Annotated in this window: 15 protein-coding genes; 6 read left to right on the top strand and 9 right to left on the bottom strand. The window is 63.2% G+C overall.

Annotated features, from left to right (window positions below; translation table 11 throughout):
- Positions 1 to 29: 29 nt before the first annotated feature.
- From WA145_RS01205 to ompR, 3 genes are all read right to left on the bottom strand, one after another.
- Entirely contained in the window at positions 30 to 3,800 is a 3,771-nt protein-coding gene (locus WA145_RS01205; RefSeq protein ID WP_422579810.1) for an EAL domain-containing protein, read from the bottom strand.
- A 68-nt stretch (positions 3,801 to 3,868) separates the two neighbouring features.
- Positions 3,869 to 5,182 carry an ATP-binding protein gene (locus WA145_RS01200; protein ID WP_422579809.1) on the bottom strand — a complete coding sequence of 438 codons (1,314 nt, stop codon included), beginning with the start codon at positions 5,180 to 5,182 and terminating at the stop codon, positions 3,869 to 3,871.
- Between the two features lie 96 nt (positions 5,183 to 5,278).
- Positions 5,279 to 6,013 carry a two-component system response regulator OmpR gene (gene ompR, locus WA145_RS01195; RefSeq protein ID WP_108489613.1) on the bottom strand — a complete coding sequence of 245 codons (735 nt, stop codon included), beginning with the start codon at positions 6,011 to 6,013 and terminating at the stop codon, positions 5,279 to 5,281.
- Between the two features lie 319 nt (positions 6,014 to 6,332).
- Here ompR and WA145_RS01190 point away from each other — a divergent pair, with 319 nt between their 5' ends.
- From WA145_RS01190 to aguA, 6 genes are all read left to right on the top strand, one after another.
- Positions 6,333 to 8,660: a Tex family protein gene (locus tag WA145_RS01190; RefSeq protein WP_422579808.1), complete on the top strand. Its 2,328-nt coding sequence runs from the start codon at positions 6,333 to 6,335 to the stop codon at positions 8,658 to 8,660.
- Between the two features lie 138 nt (positions 8,661 to 8,798).
- Positions 8,799 to 9,563, top strand: coding sequence for an endonuclease/exonuclease/phosphatase family protein (locus tag WA145_RS01185; RefSeq protein ID WP_422579807.1), 765 nt, complete (start codon positions 8,799 to 8,801; stop codon positions 9,561 to 9,563).
- 148 nt (positions 9,564 to 9,711) lie between these two features.
- Complete coding sequence (gene gshA, locus WA145_RS01180) at positions 9,712 to 11,292, top strand: glutamate--cysteine ligase (protein WP_422579806.1); 1,581 nt, start codon at positions 9,712 to 9,714, stop codon at positions 11,290 to 11,292.
- 149 nt (positions 11,293 to 11,441) lie between these two features.
- A complete protein-coding gene (gene rmf / locus WA145_RS01175) occupies positions 11,442 to 11,651 on the top strand; it encodes a ribosome modulation factor (protein ID WP_422579805.1) in 210 nt (69 codons plus the stop codon).
- 295 nt (positions 11,652 to 11,946) lie between these two features.
- Entirely contained in the window at positions 11,947 to 12,828 is an 882-nt protein-coding gene (gene aguB, locus WA145_RS01170) for an N-carbamoylputrescine amidase (protein ID WP_422579804.1), read from the top strand.
- 109 nt (positions 12,829 to 12,937) lie between these two features.
- Positions 12,938 to 14,044: an agmatine deiminase gene (gene aguA, locus WA145_RS01165; RefSeq protein WP_422579803.1), complete on the top strand. Its 1,107-nt coding sequence runs from the start codon at positions 12,938 to 12,940 to the stop codon at positions 14,042 to 14,044.
- Positions 14,045 to 14,094: 50 nt separating this feature from the next.
- Here aguA and WA145_RS01160 read toward each other — a convergent pair whose 3' ends face one another.
- The 6 genes from WA145_RS01160 to WA145_RS01135 all read right to left on the bottom strand — a co-directional run.
- A complete protein-coding gene (locus WA145_RS01160; protein ID WP_422579802.1) occupies positions 14,095 to 15,348 on the bottom strand; it encodes a SulP family inorganic anion transporter in 1,254 nt (417 codons plus the stop codon).
- Entirely contained in the window at positions 15,338 to 16,234 is an 897-nt protein-coding gene (locus WA145_RS01155; protein ID WP_422579801.1) for an MBL fold metallo-hydrolase, read from the bottom strand. Before WA145_RS01155 ends, WA145_RS01160 begins: the two co-directional genes overlap by 11 nt.
- Positions 16,231 to 16,665: a DUF6691 family protein gene (locus tag WA145_RS01150; RefSeq protein WP_422579800.1), complete on the bottom strand. Its 435-nt coding sequence runs from the start codon at positions 16,663 to 16,665 to the stop codon at positions 16,231 to 16,233. The genes WA145_RS01155 and WA145_RS01150 overlap by 4 nt, the downstream gene beginning before the upstream one ends.
- 2 nt (positions 16,666 to 16,667) lie before the next feature.
- Complete coding sequence (locus WA145_RS01145; protein ID WP_422579799.1) at positions 16,668 to 17,099, bottom strand: YeeE/YedE family protein; 432 nt, start codon at positions 17,097 to 17,099, stop codon at positions 16,668 to 16,670.
- Positions 17,096 to 17,422, bottom strand: a complete 327-nt coding sequence (locus WA145_RS01140) for an ArsR/SmtB family transcription factor (protein WP_422579798.1) — start codon at positions 17,420 to 17,422, stop codon at positions 17,096 to 17,098. Before WA145_RS01140 ends, WA145_RS01145 begins: the two co-directional genes overlap by 4 nt.
- 178 nt (positions 17,423 to 17,600) lie before the next feature.
- A partial coding sequence (locus WA145_RS01135) for an OprD family porin (RefSeq protein WP_422579797.1) occupies positions 17,601 to 18,791 on the bottom strand: 1,191 nt, incomplete at its 5' end.

Genomic DNA, 18,791 nt, shown 5'->3' with positions numbered 1-18,791 from the left:
CGGCAGGGATGGCGCAATGCGGATTCAGCCTATAGCGGGTGCTGCTGCATCCAGGCCTGGAAATCCGCCTCTGGCAGCGGCCGACTAAACAGATAACCCTGCCCCAGCGAGCAGCCATGCTGACGCAGGCAATCGAGCTGCCACTGACTTTCGATGCCTTCGGCCACGCATTCCAGGCCCAGGTTGCCGGCAATCACCAGGATGGTCTGCACCAGCATCAGGCCACTACCGTCTTCACCATCCATGTCCCAGGTAAAGCTGCGGTCGATCTTCAGACGATCCAGCGGCAGGCGCTTGAGGTAGGTCAGCGAGGAATAACCGGTACCAAAATCGTCGATGGCAAAGCGCACACCCAACGCCTTGAGCGCCTGCATATTGCTGATGCACTGCTCGACCTCCTCCAGCAGCACGCCCTCGGTGATTTCCAGCTCCAGCGCCGTGGCCGGCACCTGATGACGTTGCAGGCAGTCGCGGATGCGCGCCACGCAGCCGCGCTGGCGCAGCTCACGCGGGCTCAGGTTGACCGCCAGCACCAGCTGCGGCCACTGCGGTAGCCAGCGCGCCAGCGCAGCGCAGGCCTGCTCCAGCACCCAGGCGCCGAGTTCTTCAATCAGCCCGGTTTCTTCGGCCAGCGGAATAAAGTCGCCCGGCATGATTTCGCCGCGCTCCGGGTGGGCCCAGCGCAGCAGCACTTCCGCGCCGGCGATACGCTCGGTGGCCAGCGCCAGTTGCGGCTGAAACACCAGATGCAGCTGATTGCGCTGCACCGCCTGACGCAGCTCGCTCTGCAACTGCAGGCGCTGGTCGATGGCCAACTGCATCTCCGGGGCGAAGAAGTGCAGGGCGTTGCGTCCGCCCTGCTTGGCTCGGTACATCGCGGTATCTGCCTGTTTCAGCACATCGGAGGCAATCTGGGTGCCGAACGGATGCAGGGCGATGCCGATACTGGCGCTGATCGACAGCTCATGACCATCGATCCAGCAGCTGCCGACCAGGCTTTTCAGCAGTTTTTCAGCAGTGATCGCCGCCGCTTCTGCGGCCTGCCGCGGGTTGCTGTCGAGCCCTTCGAGCAGCACCACAAACTCGTCGCCACCCATCCGCGCCAGGGTGTCTTCGGCACGCAAGCCACCGGCCAAACGCGTGGTAACCTCGCGCAGCAAGCCATCGCCGACCAGATGGCCGAGGCTGTCGTTGACCGTTTTAAAGTGATCAAGGTCGATAAACAGCAGCGCACCCAGGGTGTTCTCGCGCTGCTCACGGTCCATCGCATGCTGCAGACGGTCGAGCAGCAGGCGCCGATTGGGCAGACCGGTGAGTTCGTCGCTAAAGGCCAGTCGTTCGATCTCGCGCTGATAGCGCTGGCGCTCGGAAATATCGGTGATGCTGCCGCGAATCAGCACCGGCTCACCGGGCATACGCACCAGGCGCACCTCACAGGGAATCTGCCGCCCGCCACTGTCACGGTGCAACCACTCAAAAACCGGCGCTTCGCCGGCCATCGCCCGTTGCAAATAGCGCTGCCCCAGCTCGGCGGTCAACTGGCCATCGGCCTGCTTGCTCGGGCTCAGTTCAAACACGCACTTGCTAACGATTTCTTCGCGGCTGTAGCGCAGCAGGCGCAGGGCATTGTCGTTGCACTCGACCAAGCGGCCGTGCAGGTCGAACAGCATGATCGCCTCGGGCGCATTCTCGACGATGGTGCGGTAGCGCGCCTCGGCTTGCAGGCGCTGGCTGATGTCCTCAACCAACAGCAGGAACATGCGCACTCGGCCCGTGCTGTGGCGCACCGCACGCAGGCTGACGCGGGTATGCACCAGGCTGTTATCGGCGCGGCGAAAGCGTTTTTCCAGTTCGAAGCCTTCACGACTGCCGCTAAGCACCTGGTCGAGCAGCGGCTGTTCGATCTGCAGGTCGTCGTCCAGCGACAGCGCTTCCCAGCTAGACCCCAGCAGCTGTTCGCGCGAACGCCCAAGAATGCTGCAGAGTTTGTGGTTGACCTCCTCCCAGGCGAGGTTCGGGCTGGTCAGGGCCATGCCGATCAGCGGCGCTTCGAAAAACAGCCGTAGCCGTTCGTCGCGCTCGCGCAGCTGCTGTTCGGCATACTTGCGCGCGCTGACGTCCTGCAGCGCACCATACACCCGCACCAGCTCACTGCCGTCGCGCTCGCTGACGCCGCGAATACGCAACCAGCGCGTATTGCCCTTGGCGGTCAGCAGGCGCACCTCGATATCGAATTGCTCCAGCCCATCGATCAGTTGTTGCAACACCTGCTCTGACAGGGCGCGGCCACTGGCATCCAGGTAACTCAGGGCCTTGTTTAGATCCGGCGTACCATTTTTCGGGTCCAGTTCGTAGATGCGAAAGCAGCCGGCACTCCAATCCATGCTCTGCTGCGGGACATTCAGCACCCAGCCCCCCAGGTTGGCGATATGCTCGGTCTGGCTGAACAGATGGCTCTGCCTGAGCAGCTCGTCACTCTGCGAACGCACCTGAGTGGCCAGTTGTTCACGGGCCGTCACGTCGCTCTGCAAGGCGACGAAATGGCTGAGGCCCTGGTCGTCACGCATGGGCGCGAGGGTAAATTGATTCCAGAACGGTTGGCCGCTCTTGCGGTAGTTGCGCAGCACCACGTCGCAGCCCACCCCCTCGCGTAACGCCTGCTGCAAACGGCCCAATTCCTGTTGCTGCCGATCATCGCGCAGCAGAAAGTTCCAGTTGTTGCCCAGGATTTCCTCGCGGTTGTAGCCGGTAATCTGCTCGAACGCCGGGTTGCAGTAGATCAGCGGCAACCCTTGTTGGCGCGCATCGGCAATGATCACCCCCAGCGGGCTGGCCTCAAGGGCCAGGTTGGCCAGGGCCAACTGCTGTTGCATCTGCGCGCTGCGCGCCAGCGCCTGGCGCAGATCACTCAGGCTGCGCCCCACCAGCAGGGTGGCGAGCATAAACAGCAGCACGCTGAAGTGCAGTTCCAGGCGTTGCGGGTCGAGCCAGGCGGCGGTATCCCCCAGGCCACGCAGCAGCGGCAGGATCAGCACCACCAGCACGCTGAGCAGCGCACCGCAGATGCCGCCGGCAAAGCCCCAGACCAGTGCCAACGCCAACATCATCACGCCAATCAGCGGCAGGTTCAGGGTCAGTGGTAACACCCCGAGCAGCCAGGGCATAGCGATTAACAACAGCACCAGCAGTGGCCAGGGTGGCACCTGGCGCAACACCTCGGGCACCTGCTCGCAACCGCTGAGTACGGGTGCAGCCAGCCAGCTGCGGCGGCGCAGCCAGGGCGTCAGATAAGCCAGCAAGGGGGTGGCGATGGCCAGCGCGGTCAAGCTGTCGGCCAGCCACAGCGTCATGCTGCCCGAGGACAGGTCCTGCAACCTTGCGTAACCCGAGAGCCAGAGATTGCCTTGCACCCCCAGCGCCACGGGAATGACCGGCAACAACACGCCCAGCAGCATAAACCGCAGCAAATGGCTCAGATCAGGCAAGGCCGGATCAAACGGGCGCAGCCTGAGTAACAGCCAGGCCAGGGCGACACCCAAGGTTTCCGACAGCGCATAGAGCGGGGCCCACTGCCAGGGCAAATCCCAGAGGGGGATCGACAACATGGCATTGAGGTACACCGCCAGCAGCACCCGTGGCCCCCACCACAAGGCAAACACCAGCGCCAGGGCAAACGGTGGATACCAGAGCGCTGCCCCATCGGTGAACTGGGTCGCCAGGGATAGCCAAGTGGCCAGATGGAGCATTGGCAGCGGCAGCAACCAGGTCCACAGGGAGAGGCGATGGGGAACTGCAGGCATGCTGACCTCATGTCGTCGCGCTGCTAGAGCATAGTTCAGCGCAGTAGGGGCAGCATGCCCAGGTTTTCTTACACCGCGTCGCGCGGCAACAGCAGCCCTAATGGCAGGCAAACCCGCGCCTCCAGGCCACCGCCGGAGCGGTTGCGCAATTCGACGCTGCCACCGTGCAAGGCGGCGATGCGCCGGACTATGGCCAGCCCCAACCCGGCACCCTGCCCGCCGCGAGCACGGTCGCCGCGGATAAAGGGGTTGAAGATGCTGCCCAGCTCGGCCGGATCGATCCCTGCGCCACGGTCCAGCACACTCAGCACCACATAAGGCGCGCTGTGATCGCCAGACAGGGAAACCGCCACTTCCACCGCGTTGCCGCCATAGCGCAGGGCGTTTTCAATCAGGTTGACCAGCAACCGCTTGAGCGACACCCGCCGAAGCGGAAAGGCCGGTACGGGCTCCAGGCACAGGCGCACCATTTCCTGTTTCTGGTTGTAGGGCGCGACCACTTCGCGGATCAGCTCAAGCAGATCGAGTTGCTCCAGCGGTTCGTCACGGCCATCGCGGATAAAGGCGAGGAACTGGTCGAGGATCGCGTCCATGTCCTCGATATCGCGCACCATGTCCTCGGTCAGCTCCGAATCGGTGTGCAGAAATTCCATCGACAGGCGCAGCCGGGTCAGCGGCGTGCGCAGGTCATGCGACACCCCGGCGAGCATCAGCTCTCGCTCGCGGGCGGCCTGCTCGACGTCTTCGGCCATCTGGTTGAAGGCGCGGTAGACCTCGGCCATCTCGCTCGGCGTATCCCCCACCGGCAGACGCACGCTGCGCCCCTTACCGATCTGCCGCGCGGCAAACACCAGGCGCTTGAGCGGTGCGCTGAGCTGACGGACGAAAATCCACGCCGCCGCCGTCGACAACAGGCCGATGGCCAGGAACCAGCCGAGTACATTCCAGATCCGCTGGCCGCGCAGCGGGTGCGGATACAGCGGTACCCGCAGCCAGTCGTCGCCCAGGCTCGGCGCATGCACCCAGAGCGCCGGTGGGTGCTTGGCGCTCACCCGCACTTCGGTGGCCGGGCCCAGTTCGGTTTGCATCTGCCGGGCAAAGATCTCGCTGTAAGGCCAATGCTGTTCGGTGGCCGGGACCTGCTCATACGGCACCCGCTTAAGCTCTGCGGCGGCGGCGATGCTGGCGCGGTCTTGCGGGTCCGCCGCCCAGTAGGCGCGCAGGGTCAGCGCCGCGCCGTGGCTGTACTGACGATCGACCAGCACGTCCTCGTTCATCATCAGATAAACCAAGGTCAGCGCCTTGGAGAACAGCACCACGATCAACACCAGCCACAGGGTGCGGGCGAAGAAGCTTTGCGGGAACCAGAGAGGGGTTTTCATGGAGACTCGACGTGGTCGTAGGGTGGATCGCGCCTCATCGATCCACCGCGGTGAAATGGTGGTGGATGAGTAAAGCGTCATCCCCCTACGGCTGTTCTATTTATTACCGTCCGGCACAAACACATAACCCACGCCCCAGACCGTCTGGATATAGCGCGGTTTGGACGGGTCCGGCTCGATCAGTCGGCGCAGGCGCGAGATCTGCACGTCGATGGAGCGCTCCAGGGCGTCCCATTCGCGGCCCCGCGCCAGGTTCATCAGCTTGTCGCGGGTCAGCGGCTCGCGGGCGTGCTGCACCAGCGCCTTGAGCACGGCGAACTCGCCGGTGGTGAGCATATGCACCTCGTCACCCTTCTTGAGCTCACGGGTGGCCAGGGACAGTTCGTACTCGCCGAAACTCACGCTCTCATCTTCGCTACCCGGCGCGCCCGGCACCACCGGGGCCTGGCGGCGCAGCACGGCCTTGATCCGCGCCAACAGCTCGCGCGGGTTGAACGGCTTGGCCAGGTAATCGTCGGCGCCCAGCTCCAGGCCCTGAATACGGCTGGCCTCGTCGCCCTTGGCGGTGAGCATGATGATCGGCACCTGATTGTTTGCCTCACGCAGGCGGCGGCAGGCCGACAGGCCATCCTCGCCCGGCAGCATCAGGTCGAGCACCACCAGGTTGAACAACTCGCGGGCCAGCAGGCGGTCCATCTGCTCGACGTTTTCCACCGCGCGCACGCGGTAGCCCTGCTCGTCGAAGAAGCGTTCAAGCAGGCGACGCAGACGGGCGTCGTCATCGACGATGAGGATTTTTTCGCCTTCAACGGGAAGTGCAGTGCTGCTCATTCAGGGCTCCTTGTCCGGGCATCCGCCGGGCGCGGGCGCGCTGGCAGGGTGCAACGACCGGCATTATGGCTCAGCTGCCGCAGCCGACGTGCAGCCCATTGTTAGCAGATTTTTCCCCGACTGGTTCCCGGCGCGCTACCGGGCAGTGTTTATAATGCGCGGCCGTATCGACGTGGCAGTCGCGCAGCGACAACCTCAATCTGCCCTTCTCCCCCAGGGAGAAGGTGGCGCGAAGCGCCGGATGAGGGCAGGCCACGCCGACTCAACTGAATTTTCGCGCGCCATGCCGTTGGCATGATCGCCTTGTGGGTAGCTTTATATGCTCAGCATCAACAACCGCATCGCCGAAGAACTGGGCGTACGCCCGCAACAGGTCGCCGCCGCCGTGGCGCTGCTCGACGAAGGCGCCACCGTGCCGTTTATCGCGCGCTACCGCAAAGAGGTCACCGGCAGCCTCGACGACACCCAGTTGCGCAACCTGGAAGAGCGCCTGCGCTACCTGCGCGAACTCGACGAGCGCCGCACCAGCATCCTCGCCAGCATCGAGGAACAGGGCAAGCTGACTGCGGAACTGACCCGTGAAATCAACCTGGCCGAAACCAAGACCCGCCTGGAAGACCTCTACCTGCCGTTTAAACAGAAGCGCCGCACCAAGGGCCAGATCGCCCTGGAAGCGGGCCTCGGTGAGCTGGCCGACGCGCTGTTTAACGATCCGAACCTGACCCCGGAAGCCGAAGCCGAGCGTTTTATCGACGCCGAAAAAGGCTTTGCCGACGTCAAGGCCGTGCTCGAAGGCGCCAAATACATCCTGATGGAGCGCTTCGCCGAAGACGCCAACCTCCTGGCCAGCCTGCGCGGCTTCCTCAAGGACAACGCCATCCTCAGCGCTCGCGTAGTCGCCGGCAAAGAGCACGAAGGGGCCAAGTTCCGCGATTACTTCGAGCACGACGAGAAGCTCAAGGGCGCGCCCTCGCACCGCGCCTTGGCAATTTTCCGTGGCCGCAATGAAGGCGTTTTGAGCGCCAGCCTGAAAGTCGGCGACGAGCTGCCGGGCGCCATGCACCCCTGCGAAGGCATGATCGCCGAGCGTTTCGGCATCAGCGCCCGTGGCCGCGCCGCGGACAAGTGGCTGGGCGAAGTGGTGCGCTGGACCTGGAAGGTCAAGCTCTACACCCACCTGGAAACCGACCTGTTCGGCGAGCTGCGTGAAGCCGCGGAGAACGAAGCGATCAACGTGTTCGCCCGCAACCTGCACGACCTGCTGCTGGCCGCCCCGGCCGGCCCGCGCGCCACCCTGGCACTCGATCCGGGCCTGCGCACCGGCTGCAAAGTGGCGGTGGTCGATGCCACCGGCAAGGTGCTGGAAACCGCCACGGTTTACCCGCATGCGCCGCGCAATGACTGGGACGGCACCCTGGCGACCCTCGCCAAGCTGTGCGCCAAGCACGCGGTCGACCTGATCTCCATCGGCAACGGCACCGCCAGCCGCGAGACCGACAAGCTGGCGGCCGACCTGATCAAGCAGCTGCCCGGCCTGAAGCTGACCAAAGTCATGGTGTCTGAGGCCGGCGCCTCGGTGTACTCCGCCTCGGAACTGGCGGCCAAGGAATTCCCGGATATGGACGTGTCGCTACGCGGCGCGGTGTCCATCGCCCGCCGTCTGCAGGACCCGCTGGCCGAGCTGGTGAAGATCGACCCGAAATCCATCGGCGTCGGCCAGTACCAGCATGACGTGTCGCAGCTCAAGCTGGCGCGCTCGCTGGATGCGGTGGTCGAAGACTGCGTAAACGCCGTCGGCGTCGATGTAAACACCGCCTCCGCCGCGCTGCTGGCACGCATCTCCGGGCTGAACACCACCCTGGCGCAGAATATCGTCGCCTACCGCGACGCCAACGGCGCATTCAACAGCCGCGCCGAGCTGCTCAAGGTGCCGCGCCTGGGCGACAAGACCTTCGAACAGGCCGCCGGCTTCCTGCGGGTAATGAACGGCAGCAACCCGCTGGACGCCTCCGCCGTGCACCCGGAGACCTACCCGCTGGTGCAGCGCATCGCCGCCGACACCGGCCGCGATATCCGCTCGCTGATCGGCGATGCCGCCTTCCTCAAGCGCCTCGATCCCAAGCAGTTCACCGACGATAAATTCGGCCTGGTGACCATCGGCGATATCTTGAGCGAGCTGGAAAAACCCGGCCGCGACCCGCGCCCGGAGTTCAAGACCGCCGAGTTCCAGGAAGGCGTGGAAACCCTGAGCGACCTCAAGCTGGGCATGATGCTCGAAGGCGTGGTGACCAACGTGACCAACTTCGGCGCCTTCGTCGATATCGGCGTGCACCTGGACGGCCTGGTGCATATCTCGGCGCTGTCGGAGAAGTTCATCAAAGACCCACACGAAGCGGTCAAGGCCGGCGACGTGGTCAAGGTCAAGGTCATGGAAGTGGACATCCCGCGCAACCGTATCGCCCTGTCGATGCGCATGGGCGACACGCCTGGCGAGAAGATCGAAGGCCCACGCGGCGGACAATCCCGTGGCGGCAAGCCGGCCGGCAATGCGCCGCGCAGCGAGCGTCATTCCAGCCAAGACAAACCCGCGCCGGTCAATAGCGGCATGGCAGCGCTGTTTGCCAATGCCAAGCAGCTAAAAAAGTAGCCGCCGCCAATCCGTAGGATGGGTTGAGGGGCGCAGCACCGATAGCCATCACCGCCCGGATGGGTATCGCGTTGCTCAACCCATCCTACAGCCGAAGAAGTAGACCGCCCGCCTCGTCGTTACCTTCTCGAGTGCCCTATGAAAATCGTGACCTGGAACTGTAACGGCGCACTGCGCAACAAACTAGCCCACGCCGATGCGTTAGAGGCCGATGTGCTGGTCATTCAGGAGTGCGAGGATCCGGCTCGGTCTACCGAGGCATATCGACAATGGGCTGGAAATTACCTGTGGGTCGGTGATTCAAAAAACAAAGGCATCGGCGTTTTCCCGAAGAATAATCATCGGGTTGATGCCCTCGCATGGTCTGGCACATACAGCATCAGCGGGCTCGCCAGCGCCGCACCCTCACATACCTGGCACAGTCGTGACCTGAAATACTTCCTGCCGTTTTCGATCAATGAACACCTGACCGCACTCGCCGTATGGACCAAAGGTAACGACACCCAAGCATTCGCCTATGTCGGGCAACTGTGGAAATACCTGCAAATTCACCGTAGCGAATTGGCCAAGAACAACGTGATTATCTTGGGCGATTTAAACAGCAATGCCATCTGGGATAAGCCCGACAGATGGTGGAGCCACTCGGACGTGGTGCGCGAACTGACCGAGCTAAAACTGCACAGCATCTACCATCAGCAAACCGGCGAGCTGCAGGGAAGCGAGCAACAACCGACCTTCTTTTTGCAACGCAACACTGCAAAGCCCTACCACATCGATTACGCATTCGTGGCCAGCAATCTGCTGCCACACTGCCAATTTGAAATTGGCACGAGGCAAGACTGGCTGGGTATCAGCGATCACTTGCCCCTGACCCTCACCATCCACGGCAACGCGTCGTCCTGACGCAAATGCACTGCGTCCAGCTATAACCTTCTTCACCCGCGCCGGGTTATAAAGCGCTATCGACCGCTGAAAGCGGTTTTCTCGCCCCCTTGTAGAGCGCGCCAGGCGTCCCCATATTGGGGCAACCGATGCGTGAAGGAATGCAATCTTGAGCGACCTGTTATCCCGCCGCCTGGCCCAGCTTGGCGAGCGCGCCAACCTCTCCCTGCTTGCCCAGTGCCTGCACGGTATCGAGCGCGAATGCCTGCGCGTCGATGGCGACGGCCAGCTGGCCCTGACTCCGCACCCGGCGGCTCTCGGTTCGGCGCTGACCCACACGCAGATCACCACCGACTATTCCGAATCGCTGCTGGAATTTATCACCCCGGCCGAACCGGACCCGGCCGCGACCCTGGCCGACCTGGAGCAGATCCACCGCTTCGCCTACAGCAAGCTGGACGGCGAATACCTGTGGAGCCCGTCGATGCCCTGCGCCCTGCCGGACGAAGAGACGATTCCGATCGCCCGCTACGGCAGCTCGCATATCGGTGAACTCAAGTACGTCTACCGCAAGGGCCTGGCCCTGCGTTACGGCAAGACCATGCAGTGCATCGCCGGTATTCATTACAACTTCTCCCTGCCCGAAGCGCTGTGGCAACTGCAACAGCAGGCCGAAGGCGACACGCGCAGCGCACGGGATTACCAGTCGGCGCGCTATATCGCGCTGATCCGCAACTTCCGCCGTTACAGCTGGCTGCTGATGTACCTGTTCGGCGCCTCGCCGGCGCTGCACAAGGGCTTTATGCGCGGCCGCCCGCACCAGTTGCAGGAGCTGGATGGCGAAACCCTCTACCTGCCTTATGCCACCAGCCTGCGCATGAGTGACCTGGGCTACCAGAGCACCGCGCAAGCGGGCCTGACGCCCTGCTACAACGACCTGGTCAGCTACACCGACAGCCTGCGCCAGGCCGTCGGCACGCCCTACCCGCCCTATGTGGAGATCGGCGCAAAGAAAGATGGTGAGTGGCTGCAGCTGAACACCAACATCCTGCAGATCGAAAACGAGTACTACTCCAACATCCGCCCCAAGCGCGTGACTTACAGCGGCGAACGGCCGATCCAGGCGCTGATGGCCCGTGGCGTGCAGTACGTCGAAGTGCGCTGCCTGGACATCAACCCCTTCCTGCCGCTGGGCATCGATCTCAGCGAATCGCGCTTCCTCGACGCCTTCCTGCTGTTCTGCGCGCTGGCCGACAGCCCGCTGCTGGAAAGCCGCGAGTGCCATGCCTGCACCGATAACTTCCTGACCGTGGTCAAGCAAGGCCGTCAGCCGGGCTTACAGCTGCAACGCCATGGCCAGCCGGTGGCGCTGCAAACCTGGGCCAATGAGTTACTTGAGCAAATCCGTCCACTGGCCGAACTGCTCGACCAGAACCAGGGCGACAACGCCCATAGTCTGGCCCTGCAGGCGCAGCAGGCCAAAGTCGCCGATGCCAGCCAGACCCCGTCCGCCCAGGTGCTGGCGCAACTGCAACAGGGCGTCAGCTTTACCGAGTTCGCCCTGCGCCAGAGCAAGTTGCACGCCGCGTATTTCCGCAGCCAGCCGCTGAGCGCCGAGCAACAGGCGGCCTTCGAGGCCAGCACAGCGCAGTCGCTGCACGACCAGGCCGAACTGGAAGCCCAGGAAGAAGGCGACTTCGACAGCTTTGCCGCGGCCTATCAGGCCAGCATCCTGGCCCTGGCGGTATAACTCAGGCGAATGCCGGCTCGCGCGCAGCCGGCATTTCGCCAACTGCATCACATAACCTGCCAGCGGTGGCAAAAGCATGATCGGCGGCGCAGTCCGCTCCAGGCGATGCGGCTAGCATTGCACGGGTAAATCCACTGCGAGCTGCCGCCATGGCCTGCGCCGACCTCAACACGGAAGATGATCAGCACTGGAGTCTGGAAAGCCTCAACAAGGCTTACCAACAGGGCTATATGGCCGGACTGACCGGGCAAACCAATACCCCGCGTACACTCACCGCCGATGTGCTGATCGCCGCCTGGGAAGCCGGCTGGGACGACGGCCACGAACAATTCGAGCTGCACAAACGCTACAGCGCCTGACCCCTCGCCTTAACTCCCTGCACAGCCCGCTCACGCCCGCAGCACTTCAGCCTGCGCGGCGGCGTTTCGCCTTGTCTTTGATCAGCCTCGAGCTTCAGCGCAGCTTGATAAGCCGATTTTTATTCGCAATTTATCGATTAAAACCCGACAGCAGCCGTATATTTTACTTTTAAAGCCGATTTTTATCGGATATAAATAGGCCATCCACTGCCATATCTCACCGGTACGCCAAAGCCAGCCACAACCGTCTGCCGGTGCCAGATGACCGCCCCAACTGCTCTTGAGGTGCCAAACCATGCCCCGTATCGTTACCGTCGCCGCTACCCAGATGGCCTGCTCCTGGGACACTGCCGCGAATCTCGCCAACGCCGAGCGCCTGGTGCGTCAGGCCGCGGCCCAAGGCGCACAGATCATCCTGCTGCAAGAGCTGTTCGAGGCCCCGTACTTCTGCCAGAAGCCCAACCCGGACTACCTGCAGCTGGCCACCCCAGCCGAGAGCAACCCGGCGATCCTGCACTTCCAGAACATCGCCAAGGAGCTGCAAGTGGTATTGCCGATCAGCTTCTACGAACTGGCCGGCCGCGCGCGCTTCAACAGCATCGCGATCATCGACGCCGACGGCAGCAACCTCGGGATTTATCGGAAAAGCCATATCCCGGACGGCCCGGGTTATCACGAGAAGTACTACTTCAACCCCGGCGACAGCGGCTTCAAGGTGTGGAACACCCGCTACGCCAAGATCGGCGTGGGCATCTGCTGGGATCAGTGGTTCCCCGAGTGCGCGCGCAGCATGGCGCTGCTCGGTGCCGAGCTTCTGTTCTACCCGACCGCCATCGGCAGCGAGCCGCATGACCCGAGCATCAGCTCGCGCGACCATTGGCAGCGCGTGCAACAGGGCCACGCCGGCGCCAACCTGATGCCGCTGATCGCCAGCAACCGCATCGGCCGCGAAGACCAGGGCGACTACCACATCAACTTCTATGGCTCGTCGTTTATTGCCGACCCGTTCGGTGCCAAGGTGCAGGAAGCCAACCAGACCGACGAGGCAGTGCTGATGCACAGCTTCGATCTGGACCAGCTGGAGCATATCCGCAGCGCCTGGGGCAGCTTTCGTGACCGCCGGCCGAACCTCTACGGCCCGCTAAAAACCCTCGACGGCCAGCTGGCCTCGGAGTAACAGCACCTCGTAGGATGGGTTGAGATGCGCAGCGTCGATACCCATGATTACCCGCGACGGCTAGCGTACGCTCAGCCCATCCGTTCCCGCTCAATGCTTTGGTGAATTTATGACAACCCTGACGACTACCCCACGCGCCGACGGCTTTCGCATGCCCGCCGAGTGGGAAAGCCACAGCCAAACCTGGATGGTCTGGCCCGAGCGCCCGGACAACTGGCGCCTGGGCGGCAAGCCCGCGCAAGCCGCGTTTACCGCCGTGGCCAGGGCCATCGCCGAATTCGAGCCGGTGACCGTGTGCGTGTCCGCCGGCCAGTACGAGAACGCCTGCGAGCGCCTGGCCCACGGCAATATCCGCGTGGTGGAGATCAGCACCGACGACGCCTGGGTACGCGACACCGGGCCGACCTTCGTCACCAATAACAGTGGCGAAGTGCGCGGCGTGGACTGGGCCTTCAACGCCTGGGGCGGCCTGAATGGCGGCCTGTATGCCAACTGGGTGCGTGACGATCAGGTGGCGCGCAAGATTCTGCAGCTTGAAGGCTGCGCGCGTTACCGCACCGCTGAGCTGATCCTCGAAGGCGGCTCGATCCATGTCGATGGCGAAGGCACCCTGATCACCACCGAGGAATGCCTGCTTAACCCCAACCGCAACCCGCACCTGAACCGCGCGCAGATCGAGCAGTACCTGGCCGAGCATCTGGCCATCGACACGGTGATCTGGCTGCCGGACGGCCTGTTCAACGACGAAACTGACGGCCACGTCGACAACTTCTGCTGCTACGTGCGCCCCGGTGAAGTGCTGCTGGCCTGGACCGATGACGCCAGCGACCCCAACTATCCGCGTTGCCAGGCCGCCATGCGCGTGCTGGAAAGCGCCCGCGATGCCAAGGGCCGTCAACTGATCGTGCACAAGATGCCGATTCCCGGCCCGCTGTATGCCAGCGATGAAGAATGCGCCGGCGTCGACCTGGCGGCTGGCTCCCAGGAGCGTGATCCGTCGATCCGCCTGGCCGGCTCCTACGTCAACTTCCTGATCGTCAACGGCGGCATCATCGCGCCCACATTCGACGACCCCAAGGACGCCGAGGCCGAGGCGATTCTACGGCGCCTGTTCCCCGAGCATCGCGTGGTGATGGTGCCGGGCCGCGAGATTCTCCTGGGTGGCGGTAATATCCACTGCATCACCCAGCAGCAACCCGCGCCGCAACAGCGCTGAAGCCTATGACGGGCGGTGCCGCGTACCGCCCGTCATTGCACAGCCCCTTATTAAAGAGGCCTCGCTGCGCGGGCAACGCTTGCCGGATCAAGCGCCTGCAAGGCCTGGTACTGACTGATAAACACCTGCCCGGCAAAACGCTGGATAAACTCCGAACGCCGCAGCCGATCCATCACGGGCCCCTTCACTTCGGCCAGGTGCAACTGTACGCCAGCGCTGTGTAGGCGCTCGCTGATCGCCTCCAGGGTATCCACGGCGCTGGCATCAATCTGATTGACCCCGGAACACATCAGCACCAGATGACGTACCCCGGGGCGCTGGGCGATCAGCGCAGCGATGCGTTCTTCCAGATATCGCACATTGGGAAAGTACAGGCTTTCATCCACGCGCAGCGACAGCACGCTGGGGCTTTCCACCACCTGGTAGCGTTCGACATTGCGAAAATGCTCGCTGCCCGGTACCTGGCCGACCACTGCCATATGCGGCCGGCTGGTGCGCCAGAGAAACAGCAGCAACGACAGGCCGACACCGAGCAGAATGCCGGCCTCGACGCCATACAACAGCACGCCGAGCACCGTCGCCAGTTGTGCCGCGCCTTCCTCGCGGGAATAGCGCCAGGTGCGGCGCAGGCTGGATAAGTCGATCAGCCCCATTACGGCGACGATAATGCTCGCGGCCAATACCGCCTGCGGCAGGTGTTGCAGCAACGGCGCCAGCATCAGCACCGCTGCCAGCATCAGGCAAGCGGCCAATACCCCGGCCAACGGCGTGGCGACACTGCCTTGCACCGCCAGCGCCGAGCGGGAAAAACTCGCCGCCACCGGCATGCCGCCACTGCAGGCGGCGGCGATATTGGCCGCGCCCTGGCCGAGCAACTCCAGATCCGGTTTGATCGACTGACGCTTGCGCATGGCCAGGCTCTGGGCAATGGACACCGACTCGACAAAGCCCACCAGGGCAATCAGCACGCCGACCAGCAGAGTCAGGGTGGTGGCCGCTACCAGATACGCTGCGCTACCCACGACCGCCACTGGCGCCAAGGCCGCTGCGGTCATCAATGACAGCACTGCCACCGGGCCGAACGACAACGCCACGCCGGGGCTGGCACCGATCAAGGCATACGCCACCAGCGGCAGAATACTCGCGTACAACCCCACCACCGCTGGCAACCCGGCCAGCTGCGCATAGGCCAGCGCCTGCGGCACCAGCAGCAGGCAGACCAGGCAGGCGGCGAGCAGATCGCGGCCGGCCTGGTCGCGGTCGTAACTGCGCAAGGTATTCAGCAGCGGCCATCTAGAGAACATTCAACGGCACCTTGAGGTAACGCACGCCATTGTCTTCGGCAGGCGGCAAATGGCCGGCGCGCATATTCACTTGCACCGCCGGCAGCATCAGCGCCGGCATGCCCAGGCTGGCATCGCGAGCCTGACGCATGGCGACAAAGGCCTCTTCGTCGATGCCCTGGTGCACATGCACGTTGTGCGCGCGCTGCTCGGCCACCGTGGTCTGGTAGCGATGCTGCTCGCGCCCCGGCGCCAGGTAATCGTGGCACATAAACAGCTGGGTGCTGTCTGGCAGGGCAAACAGCCGGGCAATCGAGCGATACAGGCTGCGCGCATCGCCGCCGGGGAAGTCGCAGCGCGCGGTGCCGTAATCGGGCATAAACAGGGTGTCGCCGACAAACGCCGCATTGCCGATCAGGTAGGTCATGCAGGCCGGGGTATGCCCTGGCGTATGCAGGGCGCGGGCGTTGAGCGAACCGATCTGGAACGCCTGCTGATCGCTGAATAGCTGGTCGAACTGGCGACCATCGACGGCGAACTCGCTGCCGGCATTGAACAGCTTGCCGAAGGTGTTCTGCACCACGCGGATCTGCTCACCGATGGCCAACTGCCCACCCAGGGCAGCCTTGAGATAGGGCGCGGCGGACAGATGATCGGCATGCACATGGGTTTCCAGTAGCCATTGCACGCTCAGGCGCTGCTCGCGCACGTAGGCGATCAACCGATCGGCACTGGCCGTCGCGGTGCGCCCGGCAGCCGGGTCGTAGTCCAACACCGAATCGATAATGGCGCACTGCGCGGTCGCCGGGTCGCTGACCACATAACTGTAGGTCGAGCTGGCGGGGTCGAAAAACGCCTGGATGCGGGCTGGTAAAGCACCTCCAGACGCTATGGACGCAAGGCTCATAGTGCTGGCCGCCGCCCAGCCACACGACGCTCCAGCAGCGTAAATACCAGCATGCCCACCAGCATGGCCGCCACAAACAGCAGCACCTGCCAGCGCCCGGTGAGCAGCAGCGCCACGGCCGGCCCCGGGCAGAGGCCGGCAATCCCCCAGCCAATACCGAACAGCAGGCTGCCGCCGATCAACCGGCGATCCAGCGCACGCGTGCCCGGCAACTGCATCGGCGCGCCGAGCAGGCTGCTGCGCTGCGAACGCGCCCAGCTGAAGGGCAACAACGCCACACCAATCGCCGCCGCCATCACCAGGGCCAGCGATGGGTCCCAGGCGCCGGCCAGGTCGAGGAAGCCCAGTACCTTGGCCGGATTGGCCATACCGGCGGTCAACAGGCCGAGGCCGAAAATCACACCGGCGAGAAACGCCAACAGTTTGCGCATATTCAGCCCCCCAACAGATGACGCAGGGCAAACACCGTGGCAAACCCGGCAGCCATAAACGTCAGGGTTGCCGCCAGGGAACGCGGCGACAGCCTCGATAAACCGCAGACACCATGTCCGCTGGTGCAACCGGCGCCATAGCGGGTACCGACACCGACCAGCAGGCCGGCCACCATTAATGCCAGCCCGCTGCTGTGAATCTCAATCTCGGGCAGGCGGGCAAACAACTGCCAGAGCAGCGGCGCGAGCAGCATACCCAGCAGAAACAGGCCCTTCTCGCCCCACCCTTCACTACGCGCCAGCAAGCTGCCGAGCAGGCCGCTGATGCCGGCCACCCGGCCATTCAGCACGACGAACAGGCTGGCGGCCAGGCCGATCAGCGCACCACCGGCCAGGGCGCTCCAGGGCGTAAAGTGGTACCAGTCGATGCTCATCGAGGCTCACCGGCGCAAAACAGCTGATACAGGGTGTTGATCACCGCCAGGGCGGCCGGACTGCTGATGCAGTAATAGATCTGCTTGCCGTCACGGCGGGTTTCCACCAAGCCCTCACGCCGCAGCACCGCCAGTTGCTGCGACAGGGTCGGCTGCTGAATACCCAGCAGCGTCTCCAGTTCGCTGACATTGCGTTCGCCCTGGGACAGCTGACACAGCAGCAGCAGACGGTCCGGGTTGCTCAGGGCCTTGAGCAGCTGCCCCGCCGCATCGGCATTGGCACGCAGTTGCTGGATATCCAGTGGCGGATGTTCAGGGGTCATGGCGAGCGGCTCAGTTAAGATAAAAACAATATATTATTTTATATATTGAATAACAAGCCCTGCCTGCCACACAGCACAGGGGTAAATCGCAGACGATAAAAAACCCGGAACAGAGTCCGGGTTTTGGTTGCTGTTCAGGCCAGGCTGGATGCAACAGCTCAGCCTGAAACCGCCACAATCAGAGCAGCGGCAGGGTGTAGCTGACGATCAGGCGGTTTTCGTCGATGTCGTTAGTAAAGTTCGAGCGCACAGTCGCATTGCGCCAGCGCACGCCGAGGTTCTTCAGCGCGCCTTCCTGGAACACATACATCAGCTCAGTATTGCGCTCCCACTCTTTCCCTTCGGAGGCAGTGGCGCCGCGGTCAACATTGTCACCGGTCAGGTAACGGGTCATAAAGGTCAGGCCAGGGATGCCGATGCTGGCGAAGTTGAAGTCATAACGCGCCTGCCAGGACTGCTCGTCCTTGTTGGCGAAGTCACTGATCTGCACATAGTTGACCAGAAACGGATCCGTGCTGGTTGCCAAGTAAGCAAAGCCCGTATCGCCACTCATCTTCTGGTAGCCCAGGCCGAAGCTGTGACCTTCGATGCCGTAGGTCAGCATGGCACCCAACGCCTTGTTGTCGACGTTGCTGCGCCCGTCATCGGTGGAGCGGGCATAGCGCAGATCGGTCTTCAGGCTCTGCTTGTCCGCCAGCGGCAAGACGTGCACCAGGTTGAAGGAGTTCTGCTTATACAAATCCTCCAGGTTGGAATAGTAATACGCACCCGTCAGGTTCTGAGTGAGCTTGTAGGTGCCACCGAGGAAGGTGAACGCGTCAGTGGTGCTATCGCCCGTTACACTAATCCCACGACGGCCGCCGGTGGTCATGGACAGGTCTTCGAAGTCACCTGAGTTACGGTTGTTCACTTCCCGCACATAGCCGCCGTCGAGGGTCAGCCCGTCGATTTCCTGAGAAATCAGCTGGCCGCCCTTGAAAACCTGCGGGGTCAGGCGGCTATCGCTGGAGGCAATGGCCATGTTCTTGAACTGCATGCTGCCGACGCGCAAGGTGGTCTTGGACACTTTGGCTTTTGCCGCTACGGCCAGATCAGAGGAGTAATCCTGTGAACCGCCGGAGCGATCCGGAACCAGCAAATCGGTGTTAGCGGTGCCATCACCGGAATCCAACTTAAAGCCGAGCATGCCAATGGCATCCAGACCGAAACCGAAAGTGCCTTCGGTGTAGCCGGAGTCTGCACGCAGAATAAAGCCTTGGGCCCATTCTTCACGCTTGGCTTGGGACGCACCGTCTTGACGGAAATCACGGTTGAAGTAGAAGTTGCGTGCTTCAAGGGTCGCTTTGCTGTCCTTGATAAACTCGGCATG

The sequence above is a fragment of the Pseudomonas sp. genome, from assembly GCF_049301935.1.
Classification (GTDB): Bacteria; Pseudomonadota; Gammaproteobacteria; order Pseudomonadales; family Pseudomonadaceae; genus Aquipseudomonas.
The sequence above is the reverse complement of the archived record's forward strand: the minus strand, read 5'-3'. Positions and strand labels throughout refer to the sequence as shown.

Bases quoted from the DNA above. Each gene is read 5' to 3' on its own strand.
- WA145_RS01205 (WP_422579810.1), bottom strand. From the start codon at position 3,800: ATGCCTGCAGTTCCCCATCGCCTCTCCCTGTGGACCTGGTTGCTGCCG.
- WA145_RS01200 (WP_422579809.1), bottom strand. From the start codon at position 5,182: ATGAAAACCCCTCTCTGGTTCCCGCAAAGCTTCTTCGCCCGCACCCTG.
- ompR (WP_108489613.1), bottom strand. From the start codon at position 6,013: ATGAGCAGCACTGCACTTCCCGTTGAAGGCGAAAAAATCCTCATCGTC.
- WA145_RS01190 (WP_422579808.1), top strand. From the start codon at position 6,333: ATGCTCAGCATCAACAACCGCATCGCCGAAGAACTGGGCGTACGCCCG.
- WA145_RS01185 (WP_422579807.1), top strand. From the start codon at position 8,799: ATGAAAATCGTGACCTGGAACTGTAACGGCGCACTGCGCAACAAACTA.
- rmf (WP_422579805.1), top strand. From the start codon at position 11,442: ATGGCCTGCGCCGACCTCAACACGGAAGATGATCAGCACTGGAGTCTG.
- aguB (WP_422579804.1), top strand. From the start codon at position 11,947: ATGCCCCGTATCGTTACCGTCGCCGCTACCCAGATGGCCTGCTCCTGG.
- aguA (WP_422579803.1), top strand. From the start codon at position 12,938: ATGACAACCCTGACGACTACCCCACGCGCCGACGGCTTTCGCATGCCC.
- WA145_RS01160 (WP_422579802.1), bottom strand. From the start codon at position 15,348: ATGTTCTCTAGATGGCCGCTGCTGAATACCTTGCGCAGTTACGACCGC.
- WA145_RS01155 (WP_422579801.1), bottom strand. From the start codon at position 16,234: ATGAGCCTTGCGTCCATAGCGTCTGGAGGTGCTTTACCAGCCCGCATC.
- WA145_RS01150 (WP_422579800.1), bottom strand. From the start codon at position 16,665: ATGCGCAAACTGTTGGCGTTTCTCGCCGGTGTGATTTTCGGCCTCGGC.
- WA145_RS01145 (WP_422579799.1), bottom strand. From the start codon at position 17,099: ATGAGCATCGACTGGTACCACTTTACGCCCTGGAGCGCCCTGGCCGGT.
- WA145_RS01140 (WP_422579798.1), bottom strand. From the start codon at position 17,422: ATGACCCCTGAACATCCGCCACTGGATATCCAGCAACTGCGTGCCAAT.